The organism is Amycolatopsis lurida (genome assembly GCF_900105055.1).
Taxonomy (GTDB): Bacteria; Actinomycetota; Actinomycetes; order Mycobacteriales; family Pseudonocardiaceae; genus Amycolatopsis; species Amycolatopsis lurida.
Map to the genome: position 1 here is coordinate 6,451,158 of NZ_FNTA01000004.1, position 22,509 is coordinate 6,473,666.

General features: G+C 69.8%; 24 protein-coding genes. 13 read left to right on the plus strand and 11 right to left on the minus strand.

The genetic code is table 11. The annotated features are described in order from the left end of the window. Positions 1–56 precede the first annotated feature (56 nt). Genes BLW75_RS35590 through BLW75_RS35610 form a run of 5 tightly spaced genes read right to left on the minus strand, consistent with a single transcriptional unit; the run spans position 57 to position 3,809 of the window. A complete protein-coding gene (locus tag BLW75_RS35590) occupies positions 57–881 on the minus strand; it encodes a class I SAM-dependent methyltransferase (RefSeq protein WP_034320350.1) in 825 nt (274 codons plus the stop codon). Continuing rightward, positions 878–1,258, minus strand: a complete 381-nt coding sequence (locus tag BLW75_RS35595; RefSeq protein ID WP_034320353.1) for a VOC family protein — start codon at positions 1,256–1,258, stop codon at positions 878–880. Before BLW75_RS35595 ends, BLW75_RS35590 begins: the two co-directional genes overlap by 4 nt. A 42-nt stretch (positions 1,259–1,300) precedes the next feature. Then, positions 1,301–2,038 (minus strand): FAD:protein FMN transferase, encoded by a 738-nt coding sequence (locus tag BLW75_RS35600; protein WP_091599091.1) that lies wholly within the window; start codon positions 2,036–2,038, stop codon positions 1,301–1,303. Beyond that, positions 2,035–2,445, minus strand: coding sequence for an FMN-binding protein (locus tag BLW75_RS35605; RefSeq protein WP_034320356.1), 411 nt, complete (start codon positions 2,443–2,445; stop codon positions 2,035–2,037). The genes BLW75_RS35600 and BLW75_RS35605 overlap by 4 nt, the downstream gene beginning before the upstream one ends. A 17-nt stretch (positions 2,446–2,462) precedes the next feature. Then, the gene (locus BLW75_RS35610) at positions 2,463–3,809 is read right to left on the minus strand and encodes a ferredoxin reductase family protein (RefSeq protein WP_198935817.1); all 1,347 of its coding nucleotides are present in this window, start codon (positions 3,807–3,809) and stop codon (positions 2,463–2,465) included. A gap of 136 nt (positions 3,810–3,945) precedes the next feature. Between BLW75_RS35610 and BLW75_RS35615 the strand changes: the two genes are divergently transcribed. Next, positions 3,946–4,641, plus strand: coding sequence for a response regulator transcription factor (locus tag BLW75_RS35615; protein WP_034320359.1), 696 nt, complete (start codon positions 3,946–3,948; stop codon positions 4,639–4,641). Continuing rightward, positions 4,638–6,074, plus strand: a complete 1,437-nt coding sequence (locus BLW75_RS35620; RefSeq protein ID WP_034320362.1) for a sensor histidine kinase — start codon at positions 4,638–4,640, stop codon at positions 6,072–6,074. The genes BLW75_RS35615 and BLW75_RS35620 overlap by 4 nt, the downstream gene beginning before the upstream one ends. Positions 6,075–6,118: 44 nt before the next feature. Here the strand turns inward: BLW75_RS35620 and BLW75_RS35625 are convergent, their stop codons facing one another. After that, the gene (locus BLW75_RS35625) at positions 6,119–6,772 is read right to left on the minus strand and encodes a pyridoxamine 5'-phosphate oxidase family protein (RefSeq protein ID WP_034320365.1); all 654 of its coding nucleotides are present in this window, start codon (positions 6,770–6,772) and stop codon (positions 6,119–6,121) included. Positions 6,773–6,861: 89 nt separating this feature from the next. On the opposite strand from BLW75_RS35625, the gene pdxR reads away from it, so the two are divergent. Continuing rightward, positions 6,862–8,220, plus strand: coding sequence for a MocR-like pyridoxine biosynthesis transcription factor PdxR (gene pdxR / locus BLW75_RS35630; protein ID WP_034320367.1), 1,359 nt, complete (start codon positions 6,862–6,864; stop codon positions 8,218–8,220). 98 nt (positions 8,221–8,318) lie between these two features. On the opposite strand, the gene BLW75_RS35635 is transcribed toward pdxR, so the two are convergent. Beyond that, the gene (locus BLW75_RS35635; RefSeq protein WP_034320370.1) at positions 8,319–8,861 is read right to left on the minus strand and encodes a DUF3515 domain-containing protein; all 543 of its coding nucleotides are present in this window, start codon (positions 8,859–8,861) and stop codon (positions 8,319–8,321) included. Positions 8,862–9,055: 194 nt separating this feature from the next. Next, positions 9,056–9,289, minus strand: coding sequence for an Lrp/AsnC ligand binding domain-containing protein (locus BLW75_RS35640; RefSeq protein WP_005160289.1), 234 nt, complete (start codon positions 9,287–9,289; stop codon positions 9,056–9,058). Between the two features lie 133 nt (positions 9,290–9,422). On the opposite strand from BLW75_RS35640, the gene BLW75_RS35645 reads away from it, so the two are divergent. After that, positions 9,423–10,379 carry a thiamine-phosphate kinase gene (locus tag BLW75_RS35645; RefSeq protein ID WP_034320373.1) on the plus strand — a complete coding sequence of 319 codons (957 nt, stop codon included), beginning with the start codon at positions 9,423–9,425 and terminating at the stop codon, positions 10,377–10,379. On the opposite strand, the gene BLW75_RS35650 is transcribed toward BLW75_RS35645, so the two are convergent. Further along, positions 10,376–11,098 (minus strand): GNAT family N-acetyltransferase, encoded by a 723-nt coding sequence (locus BLW75_RS35650; RefSeq protein ID WP_034320376.1) that lies wholly within the window; start codon positions 11,096–11,098, stop codon positions 10,376–10,378. The two genes, BLW75_RS35645 and BLW75_RS35650, sit on opposite strands and share 4 nt — an antisense overlap. Positions 11,099–11,149: 51 nt before the next feature. Between BLW75_RS35650 and BLW75_RS35655 the strand changes: the two genes are divergently transcribed. From BLW75_RS35655 to BLW75_RS35665, 3 genes are read left to right on the plus strand one after another with little or no spacing between them, the layout of a single operon-like run. After that, on the plus strand, positions 11,150–11,620 hold the full coding sequence (locus tag BLW75_RS35655) for a GNAT family N-acetyltransferase (RefSeq protein WP_034320380.1): 471 nt from the start codon (positions 11,150–11,152) through the stop codon (positions 11,618–11,620). Between the two features lie 8 nt (positions 11,621–11,628). Continuing rightward, positions 11,629–12,159 carry a gamma carbonic anhydrase family protein gene (locus tag BLW75_RS35660; protein WP_034320383.1) on the plus strand — a complete coding sequence of 177 codons (531 nt, stop codon included), beginning with the start codon at positions 11,629–11,631 and terminating at the stop codon, positions 12,157–12,159. Between the two features lie 11 nt (positions 12,160–12,170). Further along, positions 12,171–12,848: a uracil-DNA glycosylase gene (locus tag BLW75_RS35665; RefSeq protein ID WP_034320386.1), complete on the plus strand. Its 678-nt coding sequence runs from the start codon at positions 12,171–12,173 to the stop codon at positions 12,846–12,848. A 240-nt stretch (positions 12,849–13,088) separates the two neighbouring features. Here BLW75_RS35665 and rpmB read toward each other — a convergent pair whose 3' ends face one another. Further along, entirely contained in the window at positions 13,089–13,280 is a 192-nt protein-coding gene (rpmB, locus tag BLW75_RS35670) for a 50S ribosomal protein L28 (RefSeq protein WP_007031450.1), read from the minus strand. Positions 13,281–13,413: 133 nt separating this feature from the next. On the opposite strand from rpmB, the gene BLW75_RS35675 reads away from it, so the two are divergent. From BLW75_RS35675 to BLW75_RS35695, 5 genes are all read left to right on the plus strand, one after another. Then, the gene (locus tag BLW75_RS35675) at positions 13,414–15,000 is read left to right on the plus strand and encodes a DAK2 domain-containing protein (RefSeq protein ID WP_034320389.1); all 1,587 of its coding nucleotides are present in this window, start codon (positions 13,414–13,416) and stop codon (positions 14,998–15,000) included. 4 nt (positions 15,001–15,004) lie between these two features. Continuing rightward, positions 15,005–17,158 (plus strand): ATP-dependent DNA helicase RecG, encoded by a 2,154-nt coding sequence (gene recG / locus BLW75_RS35680; protein WP_034320393.1) that lies wholly within the window; start codon positions 15,005–15,007, stop codon positions 17,156–17,158. Positions 17,159–17,241: 83 nt separating this feature from the next. Continuing rightward, the gene (locus BLW75_RS35685) at positions 17,242–17,622 is read left to right on the plus strand and encodes a hypothetical protein (protein ID WP_034320395.1); all 381 of its coding nucleotides are present in this window, start codon (positions 17,242–17,244) and stop codon (positions 17,620–17,622) included. Beyond that, positions 17,619–19,679 carry a caspase, EACC1-associated type gene (locus tag BLW75_RS35690; RefSeq protein WP_034320397.1) on the plus strand — a complete coding sequence of 687 codons (2,061 nt, stop codon included), beginning with the start codon at positions 17,619–17,621 and terminating at the stop codon, positions 19,677–19,679. Before BLW75_RS35685 ends, BLW75_RS35690 begins: the two co-directional genes overlap by 4 nt. 2 nt (positions 19,680–19,681) lie before the next feature. Beyond that, on the plus strand, positions 19,682–20,185 hold the full coding sequence (locus BLW75_RS35695) for a GNAT family N-acetyltransferase (protein WP_034320401.1): 504 nt from the start codon (positions 19,682–19,684) through the stop codon (positions 20,183–20,185). Here the strand turns inward: BLW75_RS35695 and BLW75_RS35700 are convergent. Then, positions 20,175–20,582 carry a hypothetical protein gene (locus BLW75_RS35700; protein ID WP_034320403.1) on the minus strand — a complete coding sequence of 136 codons (408 nt, stop codon included), beginning with the start codon at positions 20,580–20,582 and terminating at the stop codon, positions 20,175–20,177. The genes BLW75_RS35695 and BLW75_RS35700 overlap by 11 nt on opposite strands. Before the next feature lie 409 nt (positions 20,583–20,991). Between BLW75_RS35700 and BLW75_RS35705 the strand changes: the two genes are divergently transcribed. Further along, positions 20,992–22,245 (plus strand): HNH endonuclease signature motif containing protein, encoded by a 1,254-nt coding sequence (locus tag BLW75_RS35705; RefSeq protein WP_034320405.1) that lies wholly within the window; start codon positions 20,992–20,994, stop codon positions 22,243–22,245. Positions 22,246–22,509: the final 264 nt, after the last annotated feature.

Below are 22,509 nucleotides of genomic sequence, written 5' to 3' on the forward strand. Positions count from 1 at the left end.
ACTCGTGAGTGGTAAGGACGGTTCTAACCGTCCTTACCACTCACGAGACCCGACGCTCAGGCCCGCTTCACGGCTTCGATCGTGAAACTGGCCGCCAGCCGCCGCGGCTCCTCCGTCAGCCGCCATTCCTCGGTCGCCTCGTTCAGGGTCATGAACCCGGGGAGCGCATTCCACGGCACGCTGTCGTGCTCCACCAGCCGCGTCAGGGTCAGCCCCGCGTCGAGCAGCGAAGTGACGATCTCGCCGAGCCCGTGGTTCCATTCGTGCGTCCGGTTGTGCTGGAACGAAACGTCGGTGTCCACATAGGTCCCCGGTTCGTCGAACACCAGCGGTTCGGCCTGCTCGAAGTACGGGTAGCGCGGCGTGATGACCGGCTGCGTCTCGTCGAGGGTGCCCAGCATCGGGTGCATGTCCCGGATGAACAGCCGTCCGCCCGGCTTCAGCAACTTCCCGACGACCTGTCCCCAGCGGGCGATGTCCGGCAGCCAGCAGATCGCGCCGATCCCCGTGTAGACGAGGTCGAATTCCCCCGCGCCCAGCACGTCGGCGGCACTGTACACATCGGACTCGTGGTAGTCGATCTCCGCGCCGGTCTCGGCGGCCAGCCCTCGCGCGATCTCCAGCGCGGGCGCGGAAAAGTCGAGGCCGGTCATCCGTGCGCCGAGGCGGGACAGCGAAAGCGTGTCCGTGCCGATATGGCACTGCAGGTGCACTCCCCGGGCGTCGGAGACGTCGCCGAGCAGCGGCCGGTCGAAGGTGACCACGCCGCTGAGGTGTGCCGGGTCCGCGACGAACTTCTTGTAGCCGTAGTCCGCCGAAGCGGCGTGTGCCGGAGCGCGTTCGTCCCAGTTCGCCCGGTTGACGGTCAGGTAGTCCGTCATGCGGTGGCGGCCTTCTCGGCGGCGCTGCGCAGCACACAGAATTCGTTGCCCTCGGGGTCGGCGAGGACCGCCCAGCCGGTGCCGTCCGGGTTGCGCCGGTCGTGCAGGAGGGTCGCGCCGAGCTTCAGCAGGCGCTCCACCTCCTCGTCGCGCGGGATGTCCGGCGTGAGGCAGAGATGCATCCGGTTCTTCAACGTCTTCGGCTCCGGGACCTGCCCGAAGAACAGTGTGACTCCGTTGTCCATCTCGATGATCGCTTCGGGATCGCCCGGCACGTCGTCGTCGGCCATCGGTTTGCCGACGACGCCGCTCCAGAACCGGCCCAGTTCGTAGGCGTCGGCGCAGTCGAAGAAGAAGTTCTGTACGACAGAGGTCATGACGCCGCAGTCTGCCTGAGCGCGCGAAGCCCGGCCAACGGTTTAAGCGAGCCGCAGCCCAGGCGACCGGTGCACCTGCCGTTCCGCGTCGATGACCAGCACCTGGCAGCCCGGTTGCGAGGCGACCCAGGCGATCCCCTCGGTCCCCATCGCGAAAGCGGCCGTGGCGAGGGAATCCGCGGTGACAAGGTCGTCGGCCACGACCGTGACGCTCAGCAGACCGACGGGCGGGCGCCCGGTCCTGCCGTCCAGGATGTGCGCGCCGCGTTCGTATTCCGCCGAGGTCGCGACCGCGCCACCGGACGATTCGACCACGGCGCAGATCGCGTCGGGGCGCTCGGGATGCCGGATACCGACCCGCCAGGCACGGCCGGGTTCCGGTTCGCCGGAGGTGACCACGTCCCCGCCGGCGTTGAGACAGAACACGTCCAAGCCCTCGGCCAGCAACAGGGACGCCGCCCGCTGCACCGCCCAGCCCTTCACCACCGCGTTCGGATCGAGCCGCCTCCCGGGGAGCCGGGCGGTGAACGCCCCGCCGGACAACCGTTCGTAGTGATCGCACAGCGACAGAACTTCCAGGAGGTCGTCGCTCAGCTCCGAAGGCGCGAGTTCGCCGCGGTCGTAACGACACACCTCACTGCCGGCCTTGAACGGGCTGAACCGCGCGTCGACCTCCCGCAGCCAGCCGAAGACGCCCTCGATCGCGTGGTCGACGAGGTCACCGCCCGCCCGGACGTCGACCGAAACCGGCAGCCCCATCACCTGTTCGACGCGGTTCACCTGGCGTCCAGCGCCGCCTGCAGCGATTTGACGTACGACTCGCTCGTCGACGTGGCCCCGGAGACGGTGTCGATGTCGGCGCTCTGCGCGGTCAGCGTCTCCTCCTGCAGGATCGGGATCGCGGCGACCCCGCGGCCGCTGGTCGGCCGTTGCAGCAGGCGGACTTCCGAGATCCGGTCCTCGGCCGAGAGCACCAGCCGAACCTGGACGGTGCCGTACCGGTTGCTCTCCACCGAACCGTCGATGGTGCGTTCGGCGCCTTCGGACGCTCCACCGTCCGAAATGGACGTGTTCGGCGCCGCGACCGCGACGGTTTCCGAGCCGAGCGGGCCCGGTTCGTACAGCCAGACACCGAGGAAGCCGATGGCCGAAAGGGCGACCGTGGCGGCGACGATGGTCTTCTTCATGATCGGGACTCCCTGAATCAGGCGGCGAGGCTGAAGCGTTCGGCGTGGACCTGCTGGGACGGCACCCGCAGCTCCCGCAGGCTGCGCAGCGTCGCCGACGTCATCCCCGGCGGGCCGCAGACGAAGACGTCCCGGTCCGTGATGTCCGGCACCATCCGTCGCAGGTTGGGTGCGCCGAGGACCGGACCGGCCTGATCGGACGGTCCACTGAGGACCCGGACGACCGCGCCGCGTGCCCGCGCCAGCCCGATCAGCTCGGGCAGGAAGACGGCGTCGCGTTCGTCGCGGACGCGGTAGAGCACCACGACGTGTCCGGAGATCTCCTCCAGCAGCGCGCGGATCGGGGTGATCCCGACGCCGCCCGCGACGAGCAACGCGTCCGGTTTCCGTTGGTGCATCGTGGTGAACGCGCCGTACGGGCCTTCGGCGAACACCCGGGTGCCGACCTTCAGCGACCGCAGGGACGCGCTGCCGTCACCGGCGGCCTTCGCGGTCAGCCGCAGGGTACGGCCGTCCGGCGCTGCCGACAGCGAGAACGGGTTCGCCTGCCACCAGCGGTCCCGGGTCATGAAGCGCCACAGGAAGAACTGGCCGGCCCGCGCGGGCATCCGGTCGAGGTGCTTGCCGGAGATGTACACCGAGACGACGTCGCGGGATTCGGGGACGACGGCGACGACCTTCAACCGGTGACGCAGATTACGCGCCAGCGGCAGCACCACCCGGCCGGCGACGACCGAGCCGAGCGCGACACCCCACACCGACCACCAGTAGACCCGCGCCCCCGGCGACGACGCGAACGATCCGCCCAGCGCGATCTGATGGCTGAACGCCAGCACGACCGCGGCGTAGGTGTAGAGGTGGAGGAAATGCCAGGTCTCGTACGCCAGACGACGCCGGGCGAACCGGGCGGAAACGGCGCCGACGAGCAGGATCAGCGCGAACGCGACGACCGCGCGCAGGATCCCCTCCAGTTCGGTCACCATCGTGACGAACTCGCCGGCCACGCCGGTGTCCTCGACCTGCGCGTAGCCGAAGACGATGAACACGAAGTGGGCGAGCAGCGTCCACAGCAGGCTGAACCCGGTCCAGCGGTGCCAGCCGGTGAGCCGGTCCATGCCGAGACGGCGGTCGAACCACGGCAGCCTGGCGACCAGCAGCAGCTGGAACGCCATCGCCAGCGCCCCGTACAGCCCGGCGAGCCTGCCGACGCCGATGAGCACGTTGTCCGACGGCCCGGCGGCGAAGAAGAGCATGGTCACGGCGGCCACGTTGGCGCCGAGGAAGAGGAAGAGCCCGGCGCGCGCGGCGATCCTGGGACGGATCGCCGGGCGCGGTCTCGCGGCGGTCTGCGTCATGGTGGTCACACGTGGTTCCTTCCGGTCCGGTTCAAGTACCGAGCCTGCGGTGCCAACCTGTGACCTTTCTTGGCGGAAGCTGTCGGCTTCCTGTCGTGTGCGCTCCCGCCTCGCCCTCGCGCGCGCGTTCACGGAGGATGGCGTTGTGAACACCGAGAACCCCGTCCGCCTGCTGGTGGTGGACGACGAGCCGCATATCGCCGACCTGGTGGCCACCGTCGCCCGCTACGAGGGCTGGCAGGCCGTCACCGCCGGATCGGGGGAGGCCGCGCTCGAACGCGCCGCCGAATTCGGGCCCGACATCGTCGTGCTCGACCTGATGCTGCCCGGGATCGACGGATTCACCGTGCTGGACAAGCTCCGCGAGTCCGGGACCGCGGTGCCGGTGGTCTTCCTCACCGCGAAGGACGCGACCGCGGACCGGGTCGCCGGACTCACCCGCGGTGGCGACGACTACCTCGTGAAGCCGTTCTCCGTCGAGGAGCTGATGGCACGGCTGCGCGCCGTCTTGCGGCGGAGCACCAACCAGACCAAGGCGGCGGTCCTGCGGGTCGGCGATCTGACCCTCAACGAGGACACTCGCGAGGTCGCCCGCGGCGGCGAACCCGCCGAGCTGACCCCGACCGAGTACGAACTGCTGCGCTACCTCATGCGGCGTTCGCCTTCGGTGCTGACCAAGGCGCAGATCCTCGACCACGTCTGGGAATACGACTTCGGCGGCCGGTCCAATGTGGTCGAACTCGTCATCTCGCATCTGCGCCGCAAACTCGACGCGGGCGACGAACCGCTGATCCACACCGTGCGCGGCGTCGGCTACGTCGTCCGGCAGGCGGCGAGATGAAAATACTGCGCCGGTGGTTCGGCGCCTGGCGCCGATCCAGGCTCGGCACGCGGCTGGCGCTCGGGCTCGGCGCGCTGGCGCTGGTCGTGTTCGCCGTCGTCGGGACCGTGATGGTCGGCATCATGAAGGGCTACCTGAACGATCGGCTCGACGAACAGCTCGCCAAGACCCAGATCAGCCAGGTGCCGTCGCTGCGCACCACGCACGGCGGGAAACCGCAGCAGGCCTACGGCTGGTTCTCCGCCGTTTTCGCGGTGCGGGACGGCGACGCGCTGCCGCAGGCGGGCGGTTCCCTGCCGCCGGACACGAAGGCGCTCGAAAAGGTCGCCGAGGACGCGACGCGGACCGAGGTCCTGCGCACCGTCTACATCGAGGACAAGGGCACCTACCGCGTCCGGGCCTGCCCGATCGAACCGGCGCGGAACATCGTGCTGGTCAGCGCCGCGCCCCAGGCCGATCTGGACCGGACGGTCAGCCAGCTGATCATGGTCGAGGTCGTCGCGTTCCTGCTGGCGCTGGCGGTGCTGGTGATCGCGGGGCGGCTGGTGCTGCGGCGCGGGCTGCGGCCGCTGAGCGACATGGCCGGGACCGCGCACGACATCGCTTCGCACGACCTCACCACGAACGCCGATCTCCCGGTGCGCGCGCAGGCGAGCGGCGGCGGTGCCGAGGTCGAGGAACTGCGGACGGCGTTCAACGTGATGCTGGCGCACCTCGATTCCTCGCTGGTCGCGCGCCGGGAGGCGAACGAGCGGCTCCGGCGCTTCATCGCCGACGCTTCCCACGAATTGCGCACGCCGCTGACGTCGATCCGGGGCTACGCCGAGCTTTTCCGCTACGCCGCGGCGAACGAACCCGCCGAACGCGACGCGCACCTGTCGAAGATCCGGGAAGAGACGCAGCGGATGAGCGTGCTCGTCGACGACCTCCTGCTCCTCGCGCGCCTCGACGCGCCGGAGACCGAGGCGCCGCTGCGGCTGGTCGGCGTCGATGTCGCCGAGCTGATCACCGACGCGGGGGAGGCCTTCGCCGCCGGCCGTCCGGAGCATCCGCTGAGTGTCGGCGCGCTCCCGGAAGGTGTTGTCCTGCAAGCGGATCCGGTGCGCCTGCGGCAGGTGCTGGACAATCTGCTCGCCAACGCCGCGGTGCACACGCCGCCCGGGACGCCGGTCACGTTGTCGGCTACGGCTTCGGCCTCGGAGGTCGTCCTGCGGGTGAGCGACGCCGGACCCGGGATCCCGCCGGAAGCGCGGGAGCGGATCTTCGACCGGTTCTACCGGGTCGACACCGCCCGCACGCGCGGCAACGGCGGGACCGGGCTCGGGCTTTCGGTGGTGCTCTCGCTGGTTTCGGCGCACGGCGGGACGATCGAGGTCGAGAGCGTGCCGGGGGCGACGACGTTCACCGTGCGGCTGCCGCGCCACCGCTCGTGAGTGGTGAGGACGGTTAGAACCGTCCTTACCACTCACGAGGCCAACTACCCGACCCTCCGCTTCACGTGGTCCGGCACCGTCCACTCACCGACGAGATCCGCCGACGGCTCCGGCTCACCGAACACGGTCCGCACCGGCAGCACCCCGGCCCACGACAGATCGGCCGCGACCTCGTCCTCGGGATCGTCGGGGCCTTCGCCGCGCATCTTCACCGAAGCCTCGGTGAGGTCCAGCTCCAGCACCGAAACGGACGCGAACTCCTTCGCGTTGATATCCCTCGCGTGCTCCCACGAACCGGGCGCGAGGTGGTCGGTCAGCACGTGGAGGCCGTGCATCTTGCGTTCGCGATCGGTCACCGCGGCCGCCCTGCCCAGGATCACCGCGCTGCGGTAGTTCATCGAGTGGTTGTTGACCGAGCGCGCGTAGACGATGCCGTCGAGCAGGGTCACCGTGACACAGACCTCGACGCCGTCGGAGTCGCGCATACTCCTCGCGCCGGTCGATCCGTGCAGGTAGAGCGTGTCGCCGTCGCGTCCGTAGCCGGTCGGGATGACCAGCGGGACGCCGTCGCGCACGACCCCGAGATGGCACACCAGGCCTTCGTCGAGCACCGAATACAGCGCCGAGCGGTCGGTGAGGGCGCGGTTCTTCTTGCGGCCGAGGGTGGTCCGGTCGGTGGGAGAGAGCGGCGTGGACATGCGAGTAGTCTCACCCAGGAGAGTGGCCTGTAATAATGTCCAATTCTCCTATACTTGGGAAGGCCACTTCGGGAAGTGCGGAGTACACCATGTCCGACACCGCTCTGCCGGTCAGTCTCGACCGCGATTCGCTCGTCCCGCTCGCGGTCCAGCTGGCCGACGCGTTGCGCGCGGCCGCGGGCGACGGACATCTGCGCGGCGGTGACAGGCTGCCTTCGACCAGGGCGCTCGCGAGCCGTCTCGGCGTCAGCCGCACGGTGACGTCGGCCGCGTACGAGCAGCTTCACGCGGAGGGCTGGATCGCCGGCCGCCACGGCTCCGGCACGTACGTCACCACAACGCCGCCCGCGGACCGCCCTTCGAAAGGGCCCGCGCCGGGTATCCCCGCCAAGCCGCCCACGCTGGTCGACCTCACGCCGGGCGTCCCGTGGGCCGACGGCATCGAGAAGGCCGCCTGGCGCCGTGCGTGGCGGGCCGCCGCCGACCCGCGCCCGACCTATCGCGAGGACAGGGCCGGTCTGCCCGCGTACCGGGACGCCGTGTCCGAGCATCTGCTGCGGCACCGCGGCCTCGCGGCCGGAACGGTGCTCGCGACCGGCGGGACGACGGCCGCGGTGATCGAACTCGCGGGTGCGATGCTCTCGCGCGGCGACCGGGTCGCGATCGAGGAGCCGGGCTATCAGCGCGCGGTGCAGGCCTTCCGGCGTGCGGGGATGGAGGTCGTGCCCGTCCCGGTCGACGAAGAGGGTCTGCGCCCGGACGCCGTCCCCGCCGACGTGCGCGCGGTGTACTGCTCGCCCGCGCACCAGTACCCGCTCGGCAGCCGGATGAGCGCTTCCCGCCGCGTCGAGCTGGTCGAACTCGCCCGCGCCAACGGCATGCTGGTGATCGAGGACGACTACGACGGTGAGCTGCGGTTCGACGTCGCGCCGCTGCCGCTGCTGGCCGCGCTCGCGCCCGACGTCGTCGCGCATCTCGGGACCACGAGCAAGATCCTCACGCCTGCGCTGGGCGCGGGCTGGATGGTCGCGCCGTCCCAGGTCGCGGCCGCGGTATTGGAGTACCGCGAAGCGACCGGGACGCGTCCTTCGCCCGCCGGGCAACGGGTGCTCGCAGAACTGGCACGGCACGGCGATCTGGGGCGGCATCTCCGGAAGCTCCGGCGGGAACTGTCCGAGCGCCGGTCCCTGGTTTCGGCCGCGCTGACCTCGGCGGGAATCCCGGTGCTCGGCGACGACGCGGGCGCGCATCTGGTCGTCCCGTGCGGATCGGCGGCCGACGAGGCGGCGCGGATGGCGGCGGCGGAACGCGCCGGGATCCGGCTCGACGGGCTCGCCCGGCATTTCGCCGGGACGCCGACGGTGTTCGGGAACCTCATCGGCTACGCGGGCTGCTCGCGCGAGGCGTTGCACTCCGCGCTCGAACCGCTGATCGCCGTGCTCGCTTGACCTTCAGCGAACTGGAGTCACAGCTTGCGACCATGCGTGAGATCAGTGTGTCCCGGCGCGGCGATACATCGGCAAGAGCCTGCTCCTGCCCTGAGCGCTCAGAACCGCAGCGGCACCGCGGGGAGATTGGCGGCGACGACCTCGGAAACGGTCTGGAGCGGCCCGGTCCCCGCGGTGACCGGCACGGTGAGCGCCGTGTAGACGGGGCGGTCCACCACGAACCACGTCGCGGTGCCCTCTCCCTCGACCTGCAGCCACTGGACGCCGTTGATCGTCCGCAGCTGCGAGGTCCGGGTGAGTTCCGGTGGTTTGCCGAGGCCGCACCGCAGGACCACGGGGTCGCCGGTGCCCCAGCCGATCGTCGCCTCGGGGGCGGGATCGGCCAGCTTCCGCCGGACCAGCGTGTTCCCGGACGACGTGAGCTCGTGCGGGAGCGCGCCGATGAGTTTCGCGCATTCGGGTGACCCCGACTGAGGCGCCGGGACCGGGACGAGCGGAAGCGGGCCGTCGGCGGCCGGGGCGTCGGATTCCGCGCCGCGGGTCAGCCCGAAGACGGCCACGCCCGCGACGAGCAGGATCGCCAGGCAGGCGGCCGCGATCAGCAGAGGTTTCGGCGGTGCGCCGGTGTCCGTGTCAGCCACCGGACAACTACACCACTCCGGAATTTCGGTGGTGAACCCGCGTCCGCGATCGACGTCGGCGGAACGCTGCCCGGTGGTTCTCGTCGCCGATGCGGAGACGGCGTCCTGCCACCGCGATAGCGGGGCCTTCGGCCAGGGCGGGTTCACGCGTAAGGGCACTTCCGGAGTACATCCTCAGCTCCGCCGACAGGCACTCACAGATGCACGACCGGGCAGGTCAGTGTCCGCGTGATGCCCTCCACGTTCTGCACCTTGGCGACCACGAGCTGACCCAGCTGGTCGACGGTGTCGGCCGCGGCCTTGACGATGACGTCGTACGGGCCGGTGACATCCTCCGAACTGGTGACACCGGAGATGGTGGAGATCTCCGCGGCGACCGCGGCGGCTTTGCCGACCTCGGTCTGGATGAGGATGTATGCGTGGACCACGGCGCGCCCCTTCGTAAAAGTCGGCTCAAGGTAGGAACGTTGTAGCAACGTATCGCCAGCCCCGGGAAAAACCTAGGGCATCCGACTATCGGTGATCGCTCTTTGTCCGGACAAGGGAAAGTGGAGGTGACGGGTGTCACCGAACGACGGCACGGTCGCCGGGACCGGTGAATTCCGGTTGATCGAGGCGGTGACCGCCGGCCGGAAACAGCCGGAGACGACACTGCTCGGACCGGGGGACGACGCGGCCGTCGTGGCCAGCCCGGACGGGCGGACGGTGGCGTCCACCGACGTCCTCGTGCAGGGCGTCCATTTCCGGCTCGACTGGTCCAGCGCCGAGCAGGTGGGGCGCAAGGCGGTCGCGGTGAACCTCACCGACATCGCCGCCATGGGCGCGCGCCCGACGTCCGTCCTCATGGGATTCGCGTGTCCCTCGGACACGCCGACGTCGCTCGTCACCGAACTCACCCAGGGCATGTGGCTCGAAGCCGACCGCGCGGGGATCGGGATCGTCGGCGGCGACATGGTGCGCGCCGATCAGATCGTGATCAGTGTCACCGCCCTCGGCGACCTCGGCGGCCGGGAACCGGTGACCCGGTCCGGCGCGCGTCCCGGCGACGTCGTCGCGGTCTGCGGGCGGCTCGGCTGGGCGGCCGCCGGGCTCGCCGTGCTCGGGCGGGGGTTCCGCTCACCGGTCAGCGTGGTCAACGCGCAGCGCTGCCCCGAACCGGACTACGAGGCGGGTATCCGCGCGGCCGACGGCGGCGCGACGTCGATGATCGACGTGTCCGACGGGCTCCTGTCCGACCTCGGCCACATCGCCGAAGCCTCCGGCGTCGGGATCGACGTGCGGACGGCGGACCTCGACGTGTCGAGCAGGCTGACCGAGGTCGGCACCGCGCTCGGCGCCGACCCGCTGAAATGGGTCCTCACCGGCGGCGAGGACCACGCGTTCGCGGCCACCTTCCCCTCCTTCGCGGAGTTGCCGGAGGGCTGGACCGAGATCGGCGTCGTCACCATGCCGGATTCGGGGGTGACGGTGGACGGGAAGCGGTACGGGCACGACAGCGGCTGGCAGCACTGGCGCTAGGAGCGTGAGGCCCACCAGGTCGAGGGTGCGGCGACGGCGAAACCGAGGGATTCGTACAGCGGCCTGCCGAGCCGGGACGCGGTGAGGGTGACGGGCAGATCCGCGAGCGGGGCGAGGGAGCCGAGCATCACGGCTCGTCCCACGCCGCGCGAGCGGAAGGCGTCCGGCGTGCCGACCCAGTAGTGGCTGCCGAAGCCGTCTTCGACGACCGTGACGCACGCCCCGGCGACCTCGCCGTCGAGCCGCGCGACGAACACGGCGACGCCCGGCTGATCGAGGATGGCCATGGGGAACATCTCACCTGGCCGGAACCGCGTGAGTGCGAAACCTTCGATCACCGCGCGTTCGGCCGCCCGCAGGTCGGCTTCCTCGCGCACCCGGACCACCTCCATCGCGGGTTCGGCGACCGGGGCGGGCGGGCGCAGCATGACGGGCATCTGCCAGCTGCGCATGTCCCCGAGATGGTTCAGATCGGTGACGCTGAAGGGATCCTCGGCCTCCACCGGCCCTCTCGCCAGCGCCGCGAGCTCGGTGATTTCCGCCAGCTCGCCGTCGGTGAGGCCGGGCTCCTGGAGCAGGACGCGCAGCCCCGCCCGCTCGTCACCGGCGACGGCGAGAAAGCCGCGACGGCGGATCACCTCGTGGCCGCGGGAGCGGCCGGTCGCGGCCCAGAACGCGGCGGAATTCCGTGCCTGGCGCACGGACGTCTCGATCGACATGGACGCAATCTACTTTGGGGAATGGCAAGTCTTCTCGCTAATCTCGCGCTCATGGACCTTCGTGTGCTGGCCTACGACCACCCCGACGCGGTGAAGCTGCTGGCCGAAGCGCAGCTCGAACTGGCCGCCCGGTACGGCAGCGAAGACGAGACGCCGATGGACGCGGCGCAGTTCGCCCCGCCGAGGGGGCTGTTCATGGCCGCCTACCTCGACGACGCCCCGGTCGCGTGCGGTGCCTGGCGGGCGCACGACGGGCCGGACCCCTTGCTGCCCGGCGACGCCGAGATCAAGCGCATGTTCGTGATGGCTTCGGCGCGGGGCCGAGGATTCGCGCGGGCGATCCTCGCCGACCTGGAGCGGACGGCCGCCGAGGCCGGGCGGCTGCGTATGGTGCTGGAGACCGGGGACAAGCAGCCGGAAGCCATCGCGCTGTACCTGTCGGCGGGGTACCGGGAAATCCCGGGTTTCGGGTACTACAAGGACGAACCGGAGAGCATCTGCTTCGGCAAGCCGCTGGTCTAGGAGAACGCATGCCGATCTACGCGCTGGGCGACCTCGAACCGTCGATCCATCCGGACGCCTACGTCCACCCCGACGCGACGGTGGTCGGTGATGTCCGGATCGCGGCGTTCGCGTCGGTGTGGCCGCAGACCGTGCTGCGCGGCGACCACGGCCACATCGAGATCGGCGAGCGGTCCAACGTCCAGGACGGCTGCGTGCTGCACTGCACCCGCAAGGAGCCGACGATCATCGGGAAGTCCTCCGCCGTCGGGCATTCGGTGCACATCGAAGGCGCGCGGATCGGCGATGGCTGCCTGATCGCGTCGGGATCGGTGGTGCTGAACGGAACCGTCGTCGAGGACGGCGGCATGGTCGGCGCGGGCGCGGTCCTCTCCTATGGGTCCTATGTGGACAGTGGGCGGATCGCGCTCGGTGTCCCGGCCAAGACGCGGCCGAACACTTCGTTCGGGCCGGACAAGATCAAGCTCGTCGTCGACGGTTACGTCGAGCGTGCCGCGAGGTTCCGGGTCGAACTCCGGCGACTCGACGGACGTGAGTAAGCTCGCACGCCGTGACCGCACGACCGCTGCAGGACATCGTCGAAGCAGGCTGGGCGCAGGCCCTCGAACCGGTGGCGCCGCAGGTCGCCGCGATGGGGGAATTCCTCCGCGCGGAGATCGCCGCGGGCCGGACCTATCTCCCGGCGGGTGAACACGTGCTGCGGGCGTTCCAGCAGCCGTTCCACGACGTGCGGGTGCTGATCGTCGGCCAGGACCCGTACCCGACGCCCGGGCACGCCGTCGGGCTGAGCTTTTCGGTGGCGCCGGACGTCCGGCCGATCCCGAAGAGCCTGATCAACATCTACAAGGAGTACTGCGAGGACCTCGGGCACCCGCTGCCGTCGAACGGCGACCTCACGCCGTGGGCCGACCAGGGTGTCCTGCTGCTCAACAGGTCGCTGACGGTGCAGCCCGGCAAGTCGAACTCGCACCAGGGCAAGGGCTGGGAAGCGGTCACCGAGCAGGCCATCAAGGCCCTCGCCGCCCGGGACGAGCCGATGGTGGCGATCCTGTGGGGCCGCAACGCTCGGAACCTGAAGCCGATGCTGGGGAAGGTGCCGTGCATCGAGTCGGCGCACCCGAGCCCGCTTTCGGCGCACGCCGGCTTCTTCGGCTCCCGGCCCTTCAGCCGGGCGAACCAGCTGCTGGAGCAGCAGGGTGCCGGCCCCGTGGACTGGAAGCTCCCCTGAGGATTCGCCGCAATTAGTCACCTACTTGCGGCGTTTCCAGTGACCGAAGTGGCCGGTGTGGCTCCTGAGGTGGCCTCGCAATCCGGCCCTCAGTACGTGAAGGCCCCCTTCACTGCGCTAGACGCAGTGAAGGGGGCCTTCACGTACTTGCGCCTGGGGGCGCGAGGCTCACGCGGCGACCCGGGCCATAAAAAATGGCGGGTGCTCCGAAGAGCACCCGCCATTCCCCAAAAACCCGGCTCAGCCGCGAACGACCTTGCCCGCCTTGATGCACGAGGTGCAGGCGTTCAGGCGCTTGCGCTGGGACAGACCGATCTTGGCGTGAACGGTCTGGATGTTCGGGTTCCACCGGCGGTTGGTACGCCGGTGGGAGTGCGAGACCGACTTGCCAAAGCCCGGTCCCTTGCCACAGACGTCGCACACGGCAGCCACGTCGAACTCCTCTGGATCTGGGACAAAGAATGACGCGCCCAGCATGCTGGGCAACTCGACCATAGTAACCAGTGGCTCAGAGCCCTCCGGCACCGGGTCGATACCCTCGCTGGAACAGCTAGGAGGTTACGGGGTGCGGGTGCTGGACGTGGCGGCGGTGTCGGCCTGGTCGGCGGCCTGTGTGCACAGCTTGGCGGTGCTCCGGCCGGCGATCGACGGCATCAACGTCTACCCGGTCGCCGACTCCGACACCGGCTCCAACCTGCTGTTCACCATGACCGCGGCCCGCGACGCGCTGGCGGAGGCCGAGCCCGCGACGGCCGCCGAGGCGCTGTCGGTGTTCGCCAGGGGAGCGGTCGCGGCGGCCAAGGGCAACTCGGGCGTGATCATGTCGCAGGTCGTGCGCGGGATCGCCGAGTCGGCGGCCGCCAGGGAAATCGACGGGCCCGGGCTCGCGGAGGCGCTCGGGTGCGCCGACAGGGCCGCCACGGGTGCGGTGAGCCGTCCGGTGGCGGGGACCATCCTGACCGTCCTCCACACCGTCGCCGCCGCTGTCCGTGACGCGACAGGGTCACTCGAAGAGGTGGCCGCCGCGGCGGCGAGCGTCGCCGCCGAAGCACTCGAAGAGACCCCGAAGCAGCTGCCGGTTCTGGCGATGGCCGGGGTGGTCGACGCGGGTGCCCGCGGTCTGGTCGCGGTCCTCGACGCTCTTTCCGGCGTGGTCTCCGGCGGTCTCACCGAGCCGGAACACCCGCTCGAGGCACATCATCACCAGCACACGGTCGACTCGCCGACGGCCTGGGAGGTCATGTACCTGCTCGACGGCGTCGACGAGACCAGCCTTCCCGGGCTGCGCAAGACCCTCAGCGGCCTCGGTGACAGCGTCACGGTCGCGGGCGACGGCGCTGGCGCGTATGCCGTCCACGTCCATTGCGCGGACATCGGCGCGGCGCTGGAGGCCGGGATCGAGCTCGGCCGCCCGCGCCGGGTCCGGATCGAGCCGCTGATCACGCCCACTCCGGTCGAGGTCGGTGGCGGGATCGACCGTTCGGTGGTCGCGGTGGTCCACGGTGGGCCGCTGGCCGAACTCCTCCGCGCGGAGGGGGTCGCGGTCCTGTCGGTCCCGCACGGGGTCCAGCCGACGGTCGAGGAGATGCTGGGCCTGATCAACGAGGCCGCCGGGCATCACGTCACCGTCCTTCCCGGCGGCCATGAGCTCACCGCGGCGGCCGACGCGGCCGCGGGGCACGCGATGGCCGCGGACCGCGACGTCGTCGTCATCCCGTGCGTTTCCCCCGTCCAGGTGCTCGCCGCGCTGGCCGTCCACGACCAGGACCGCCGCACCAACGACGACGTGGTCGCGATGGCCGAAGCGGCCGCCGCCACGAGGCGTGGCGAACTGAGGATCGCGCAGGAGGAGTCGCTAACCTGGGTGGGCCGGGCGCAGGCCGGTGACGTCGTCGGCCTCGTCGACGGCGAGGTCGTGCTGATCGAGCCCGCGCCCGCCTCGGAGACGAGCCTGGTCGCGGCGGCGGTCGGCGTGCTGAACCGGATGCTGGCCCTCGGCGGCGAGCTGGTCACCGTGCTGACCGGGCTGGACGCGCCGGTCCGGTTGCCCGGTGAGCTGGCCGATCAGCTGCGCCTGGAGCATCCCGAGGTCGAAGTGACGAGTTACGCGGGCGGTCAGACCGACGCCGTGCTGCTGATGGGGGTGGAGTGACCGCATGACCAACCTGCGCGCGGACCTCAAGCTGGTCGTCGGCGCGGCGACGGCGAAGGCGCTCGCCAAGGGCCTCAAGATCGAGACGGTCAGCGACCTCCTGCGGCACTACCCGCGCCGGTACGCCGAACGCGGGCAGCTCACCGACATCGCCGGGCTCGAACTCGGCGAGCACGCCACCGTGATGGCGCGCATCGAGCGCGTCAACAAGCGCCGGATGAAGGCGCGCAGCGGCACCCTGCTCGAAATGGTGATCACCGACGGCAAACGCCGCCTGCAGTGCACCTTCTTCAACCAGGCCTGGCGCGAGAAGGAACTCGTGCCCGGCAAGAACGGCCTCTTCGCGGGCAAGGTCACCGCCTTCCGCGACGTCCTGCAGCTGGCGAACCCCGAGTACGAACTGTTCGACGCCGAGCGCCAGGCCGAGGCTATGGACGACTTCCTCGCCGAGATCATCCCGGTGTACCCGGCGGCGCAAGGGATCCCGACCTGGGTGATCGCCAAGGCCGTGCGGCAGGTGCTGGACGTGCTGGAGGTCGACGAGGACCCGATGCCGATCGAGCTGCTCGCCCGGTACGGCCTGCCCAGCCTGGAAAGCGCGCTGCGCGGCATCCACCGCCCGTCGAGCTGGCAGGCGCTGAACTCCGCGCGGGACAGGCTCAAATGGGACGAAGCGATGGCCGTGCAGCTGATCTTCGCGCAGCGACGGCATTCCCTGGTCTCGCGGCCCGCGAAAGCCTGTCCGCACATCGAGGGCGGCATCCTCGACGCCTTCGACAAACGGCTCCCGTTCGCGCTGACGGCGGGCCAGCAGGAGATCGGCGAGGAGATCGCCGGGGATCTGTCCACCGAGCATCCGATGAACCGCTTGCTGCAGGGCGAGGTCGGTTCCGGAAAGACCGTGGTCGCGTTGCGCGCCATGCTGCAGGTCGTCGATTCCGGGCGGCAGGCGGCGATGCTCGCGCCGACGGAGGTCCTCGCCGCGCAGCACGCCCGGTCGCTGCGCGAGATGCTCGGCGACCTCGGGCAGGCGGGCGAGCTCGGCGGCGCGGAGAACGCGACGCGCGTGACCCTGCTGACCGGGTCGATGGGCGCCAAGGAACGCAAGAAGGCGTTGCTGGAGACGGTCAGCGGCGAGGCCGGGATCGTCGTCGGCACGCACGCGCTCATCCAGGACACGGTGTCGTTCGCGGATCTCGGCTTGGTCGTGGTCGACGAACAGCACCGCTTCGGGGTGGAGCAGCGGGACGCGCTGCGTTCCCGCGGCTCCGACGAGACCAGCCCGCACGTGCTCGTCATGACGGCGACGCCCATCCCGCGCACGGTCGCGATGACCGTCTACGGCGACCTGGAGATCTCCGCGCTGCGCGAGATGCCGGTCGGCCGGTCGCCGATCAAGACGTCGGTGGTGCCGGTCGCGGAGCGGCCCGCCTGGCTGGACAGGGCGTGGCAGCGGGTCCGCGAGGAATGCGGCAAGGGCCACCAGGCGTACATCGTCTGCCCGCGTATCGGCGACGAACCGGCCTCGGACAAGGGTGACAAGCGGCCCGCGCTCGCGGTCCTCGACGTGGCGCCCGAGCTGGCCAAGGGACCGTTGAAGGGGCTGAAGATCGGCGTCCTGCACGGCCGGATGCCCGCCGACGACAAGGACGCCGTGATGCAGGCGTTCTCCAGGGGCGATGTGGACGTGCTCGTCGCCACCACCGTCATCGAGGTCGGCGTGAACGTGCCGAACGCGACCGCGATGGTGATCATGGACGCCGACCGGTTCGGCATCAGCCAGCTGCACCAGCTGCGCGGGCGGGTCGGCCGGGGCAGCGTGCCGGGGCTTTGCCTGCTGGTCACCGAAACCCTCGACGGGACGACCACCCGCGAGCGGCTGGCCGCCGTCGAGTCCACGACGGACGGTTTCGAACTGTCCAGAATGGACCTGGAGCTGCGCCGCGAGGGCGACATCCTCGGCGCCGCGCAGTCGGGGAAGAAGTCCACCTTGAAACTGCTGTCGCTGCTGCGCGACGAGGACGTCATCGCCGAGGCGAGGGCCCGCGCGTTGGAAATCGTCGAAAAGGACCCGGCCTTGGGTAATTACTTGGGGCTGGCGCACATGATCGCCGACGTCGTCGACGAAGATCGCGTGGAGTACCTGGAAAAAAGCTGACGTGAACATCTCTGCCCGTTCGGACCTTGCCGCCGCGCGGGCCGCGGGGTTTCCTCGTTCCGTACGGGCGAGGGAGGCCGGGGATGACGTCAGCGGTTCGTGTCCAGCTCGGTGAGGACGGGGCCGACGCCGAGCGCGTCGACCAGCTCACCGGGTACCTCCGAAGCGAACTGATCGATCGCGGGGTCGCCGAGGTCAAGGCGCTGCCCGCCGGTCCGGCGCCACCCGGTTCGCGGGGGTTCGACGTCGCGACGGTGGGCGGACTGCTGGTCACGCTCGGCCAGTCCGCCGAGGGACTGCGTTCGGTCGTCGCGGCCGTGCGGGAATGGCTTTCGCGCGGCGGACGGGTGAAGCGCACGGTGCGGCTGGAGATCGACGGCGACGTGCTGGAGCTGTCCGAAGCGACGCTCACCGATCAGGACAAGCTCGTCGATCTCTTCGTGAGCAGGCATTCGGCGTCATGAGCGGCGAGCGGCGTGCCTTGATCATCGCCAACGGGGAGTACGACAACCCCGGGTTGAGCGCGCTGCGGTCCCCGGCCGCGGACGCGGAGGCGCTCGCCGAGGTCCTCGCCGATCGCACCATCAGCGAATTCGACGTCCAGGTGGTGCGCGACGAGACCGCGCACGTGATCGCCGGCCGGGTCGAGGACCTGTTCGCCGACAGCGCGCCGGACGACGTCCTGCTGGTGCATTTCTCTTGCCACGGCCTGAAAAGCGAGTCGGGCGAGCTGTTCTTCGCCGCCCGCAACACCAGGCCGGAGCGGCTCGCGTCGACCGCCGTCCCCGCCGATTTCGTCCAGCGCTGTATGCGGATGAGCCGGTCGCGGAGCATCGTCCTCCTGCTGGATTGCTGCTACGGCGGCGCGTTCAGCCAAGGGGTCGCCGTACGTGCCACCGGTGAGGCCAACGTGCTCGACGCGTTCCCGGCCGGAGGGTTCGGCGGACGCGGCCGTGCGGTGATCACCGCGTCGAACTCCATCGAGTACGCCTTCGAAGGCGATCACCTCGCCGACGATCACGTCCGCCCGTCGGTGTTCACGTCGGCACTGGTCGACGGGCTCCGGACCGGCGACGCGGACCGCGACGAGGACGGCTGGGTCGCGCTCGGTGAACTGTACGACTACCTGTTCGACAGCGTCCGTGAGCGGAACCCGAACCAGACGCCCAGCCGCGACATCGAGATGCAGGGCGAGCTTTACCTGGCCAGGAGCAGGCGCCGCCGGATCAAACCGTCGCCGGTCCCGGCCGATCTGCGCGCCGCGAGCGAGGACCAGAACATGTTCACCCGCCTCGGCGCGGTGACGGAACTCCAGCGTCGGCTGGCGAGCGACAACCTCTCCGTCGCCATCGGCGCGCACGAGGTGCTCACCACGATGGCGCAGACCGACATCCGGCACGTCGCCGAGGCCGCCGACCTGGCGCGGCGGGACGCGCGGGTGCGGGCCGAGTCCGAGGTGGTCCGGTTCGGTGAGGTCGTCCGGGGATCCCGGCCGGTGGCGCGCATCCGGCTGGAGGGCCCGCCGATCGCGCGGGCATGCCGGTTCGCGTCTTCACATTCCTGGCTGCGGGTGACCGAAGACGGCGACGGGGCCGAGATCGTGCTGGACCAAGCGGAGTTCGGGGCGTTCGAGGCGCGGGTGACCGTGACCGGGCCGACCGGCGAGGTGGTGGTGCGAGTCGAAGGGCAGGTCGTCCAAGAACCCGAGCCGGTGCCGGAACCGCGGCCGGTGCATACGCCCGCGCCGACCCCGGAACCCTCCAGGAACCCTGATCCACCTGTACTTCCGAAGCCTGAACCGGCACGGCCGAAGCTCGACCCTTTCGCGGTCGCCGCCGGCCTGCTCGCCTTCACGGCGGCGGTTTACCTGGTGGTCATCGCCTTCGCGCTCAGCAGCAGCGTGGAGGACTTCTTCGAGGACGGCGGCTGGACCGTCCTGCCGCTCGTCCTCTTCGCGATCGGGGCGGGGATCGCGATGTTCTCGCCGAAGACGCGCCGGATGGCGGGCCCGGGAACGCTGTGCGGGCTGACGCTGCTCTCGGCGATACCGTCCGGCCCGGTCCTTCTCGTCCTCGCCGACGGCTGCCTGGTCGCCGCGGCCGTCTGTGCGCTGGTCTCGGTGCGGCGTGACCGGAGTTTCCGGCTCGGGCTGGGGAAACCGCGGGGCGCCCTGGCCGGTGCGGCCATCGCGTCGGCGCTCCTCGGCGCGCTCGGCCTCGTCATGGAGGCCGTCGAGATCACGGGCTACTCGTCGAGCCGGGCCGACGAAGGGGCGATCTATGTCATGGTCTCGATCATTCTCCTCGTCGGCACGATGCTCGGCGTGCTTCTGCGGCCGGCGGCGTTCGGAATCGCGTTTCTCGGCGGCGTGGCGGGAGGCGGCATCGTCATGGTGTGCATGCTTTTCTACGCGATGCCGAGCAGTTCGAGCGTGACCGGCGCGGGCTGGGGGATCGCGCTGTCGATGGTGCTCGCGCTCGCCGTCGTGACCGGTTTCGCCGCCCGCAAAGAGAACGGCTGACGATGGCCACGATCCGACCCGCGACCGTCGAGGACGCCTGGCCGATCGCCGAAGTGAACGTGCGATCATGGCAGGCGGCGTACCAGGGCCTGCTGCCCGAGCTCTACCTACGCGATCTTTCCGTCGAGGGCCGGGCCGCCCGCTGGCAGCGGACCCTCGCCGATCCCGCCAACCGGGGCGACATCCTGGTCCTGGTCGAAGACGGGTCGCTCCTCGGCTTCACCGCCGTCGACCGGATCCGTGGCGAACTGCGCGCGATCTACCTCGACCCGGAGCGCTGGGGCACGGGATTGGGCAGGCAGTTGCTCGACACCGCCGTCACCGCGCTGCGGGATTCGGGACACCGCCAGGCGACGCTCTGGGTGCTCGACACCAACAAGCGCGCCCGGCGTTTCTACGCGGCCGGGGGATGGGTGCCGGACGGGGCGACCAAGACCGACACCATGCCCGGCGAGGACGTCCCGCTTTCCGAAGTGCGCTACCGGATCGACCTCGTCAGCGCCTGAACCAGGCGCTTTCCTCGGGTTTGTTGAGGACGACGATGACGCCGATGGCGATGCCCATCCCGATCAGCTGGGTGATCGCCCCGCCGTTGACCAGGCTGATCAGCCCCATGACCACCACCAGTCCCTCCACGCCGATGACCGTCGGCCGCACCCACGGCGAACCACGGGAAATCCTTATCGCGCAAGCGATCAACGCGACCGCGACCACGAAGCCGAGGAGTCCCAGCGCCAAGGCGAGCCCCGCCTCCTCGTTGCCGTGGTCGAGTTCGTTGATCGCGAGTGCGGTCACGAGCGCGCTCGCGAGAACGTTGAGGACCGCTTGCACCCAAAGGAAACCGCGGACGATCTTGAGCCTGCCCGGCATCTCCACGGGCCGGTTCCGGACTTCCTCGGTCATGACGGTCCCCTCTCTTGGCACGGAGAGACCAGTCTGGGGCCTGGAAGGTGTTGGCGTTGACGGTAAAACTGTCCTCATCCCGCGGCGGTCTCCCGGGGTGTGGAGTTCCGGGGTGTTGCGGCCCATTCGGGCTCGATCACCCCGCTGGCCCGTGTCCCTGTGAGTCTGTTCGATGGGCTTCGTGATCCAGGTGGTCCCTGACAGTGCGGGCGGCCTCGTACCGGGTTCACCCAGGTCGTCAGGGGGCAATCTGGGCGCGAAGCCCGCGAAGGGGAGTTACCGGATAGCGCCTAGTTGTTTGGCGTAGTCATCGTTTCGCACTCAAATCACCCGCCAGTGGTAAATGCGCCAATTAATAGTTACCCAAAATTACGAACACATGTTCGATGAATTGCGGTATTCTGGGGGTGTGTCCGAGACCTTCCTTCCCGAGTTGCCGCAGGAGCTGTGGCGCGCTGGCAAGCTGGAGCTTGCCCATGGCGTGCAGCAGTCCTTGCGGGTGATTCGGATGGCCACCGCCGGACTGGGGAAATTCCTGGCGGAGATCGAGTCTCGGGGCGTCAAAGACTTGTACGGGTATGGCCGCACGGCTGCATGGTTCGCGGATGTGGCGGGGTTGTCGGTCGGTGAGGCGGGTGCGGTGGTGAAGCGGGCCATCGCGTTGAACCCGTCCCGTGCGTTGGACGGCACTGAGGTTCCCGCCGCGCTGCCCACGACCGCTGCGGTGGCGGCCGAGGGGTTGGTCGGTGATGAGCGGATCGATCAGATCCTGGAGATCTTGAAGAGACTTCCGGCCGAGATCTCGGCCGAGGACCGGGCGAACGCGGAGAAGATTCTCGCCACCCTCGCCCGCGATGCCGGTCCTCGCCAGTTGGCGGACGCCGAAGCGAACCTCCTGGCGTTACTGGACCCGGACGGGAACGAGCCGAAAGAGCCTGAACCCAAGGAGCCGCGCCGGGAAATCACCTTGGAGCGCCGTAAGGACGGGTTCTGGAAGCTCACCGGTCTCCTGGATGACGAGACCGGTGCCCGCACCGCCGCCGCGCTGGAGGCCTACGCCCAGCCCCGGCCGGTGGACGAGTTCGGCCAGGCGGACCTGCGGATGAAATGCGAGCGCATGGGTGACGCCTGGGTCGACCTTCTCGACCTGGCCATCGCCTGCCCGGACCAGCCCGGCACCAGCGGCTACCGCACCCTCGTGAACGTCACCATCGGCCTCGAGGAACTCAAATCCGGCCTCGGGACCGCGTGCCTGGATTTCGTCGGGACGATGACCGCGAGGGAAGCCCGGCTCGCTGCCTGCGACTGCCTGATGCTGCCGGTCGTGCTGAGCGCCGCCGGAGAACCCCTCGACGTCGGACGACTCAGACGGTTCGTCACCCCAGGCCAGAGACGGGCACTGAACATCCGCGACGGCGGCTGCGCCTTCCCCGGCTGCCACCGGAAACCCAAGAACTGCCACGCCCACCACATCCATCACTGGGCAGACGGCGGACCCACCGATCTTCGGAATCTGGTGCTGCTCTGCGGCTTCCATCACCGGCTGATCCACCACGGCGACTGGGAAGTACGCATGGCCCCCGACGGGCTACCGGAATTCATCCCACCCCAATACCGAGACCCGCTCCGACATCCCCGCCGCAACACCCTGCACCACGTCTGAACCCGAGGAGCCCGCCCGCCATACCGGCGACGGGCCCCTCGCCATGCCCAATGCTCCGTGAAGGCCTCCTTCCCCACCCTGAGAGTAGGGAAGGAGGCCTTTACTACCTGCCGATCCCTCGCGGCGGACTGAAGTGCATGACGACCCAGGCGCAAGGAAAAAGAGGCCTTCGCTCGTTTCATTGCGGCTGGTGGGTGTGCCTGAGAGTTCCGCACCGTAAGGGGAACTTTGAGTCCCTCAAGGAGTCCTTCACGGACCGGCGAC

Bases quoted from the DNA above. Each gene is read 5' to 3' on its own strand.
- BLW75_RS35595 (WP_034320353.1), bottom strand. From the start codon at position 1,258: ATGACCTCTGTCGTACAGAACTTCTTCTTCGACTGCGCCGACGCCTAC.
- BLW75_RS35590 (WP_034320350.1), bottom strand. From the start codon at position 881: ATGACGGACTACCTGACCGTCAACCGGGCGAACTGGGACGAACGCGCT.
- BLW75_RS35625 (WP_034320365.1), bottom strand. From the start codon at position 6,772: ATGTCCACGCCGCTCTCTCCCACCGACCGGACCACCCTCGGCCGCAAG.
- BLW75_RS35695 (WP_034320401.1), top strand. From the start codon at position 19,682: ATGGCCACGATCCGACCCGCGACCGTCGAGGACGCCTGGCCGATCGCC.
- BLW75_RS35620 (WP_034320362.1), top strand. From the start codon at position 4,638: ATGAAAATACTGCGCCGGTGGTTCGGCGCCTGGCGCCGATCCAGGCTC.
- recG (WP_034320393.1), top strand. From the start codon at position 15,005: ATGACCAACCTGCGCGCGGACCTCAAGCTGGTCGTCGGCGCGGCGACG.
- BLW75_RS35690 (WP_034320397.1), top strand. From the start codon at position 17,619: ATGAGCGGCGAGCGGCGTGCCTTGATCATCGCCAACGGGGAGTACGAC.
- BLW75_RS35650 (WP_034320376.1), bottom strand. From the start codon at position 11,098: ATGTCGATCGAGACGTCCGTGCGCCAGGCACGGAATTCCGCCGCGTTC.
- BLW75_RS35655 (WP_034320380.1), top strand. From the start codon at position 11,150: ATGGACCTTCGTGTGCTGGCCTACGACCACCCCGACGCGGTGAAGCTG.
- pdxR (WP_034320367.1), top strand. From the start codon at position 6,862: ATGTCCGACACCGCTCTGCCGGTCAGTCTCGACCGCGATTCGCTCGTC.
- BLW75_RS35685 (WP_034320395.1), top strand. From the start codon at position 17,242: ATGACGTCAGCGGTTCGTGTCCAGCTCGGTGAGGACGGGGCCGACGCC.
- BLW75_RS35700 (WP_034320403.1), bottom strand. From the start codon at position 20,582: ATGACCGAGGAAGTCCGGAACCGGCCCGTGGAGATGCCGGGCAGGCTC.
- BLW75_RS35660 (WP_034320383.1), top strand. From the start codon at position 11,629: ATGCCGATCTACGCGCTGGGCGACCTCGAACCGTCGATCCATCCGGAC.
- BLW75_RS35605 (WP_034320356.1), bottom strand. From the start codon at position 2,445: ATGAAGAAGACCATCGTCGCCGCCACGGTCGCCCTTTCGGCCATCGGC.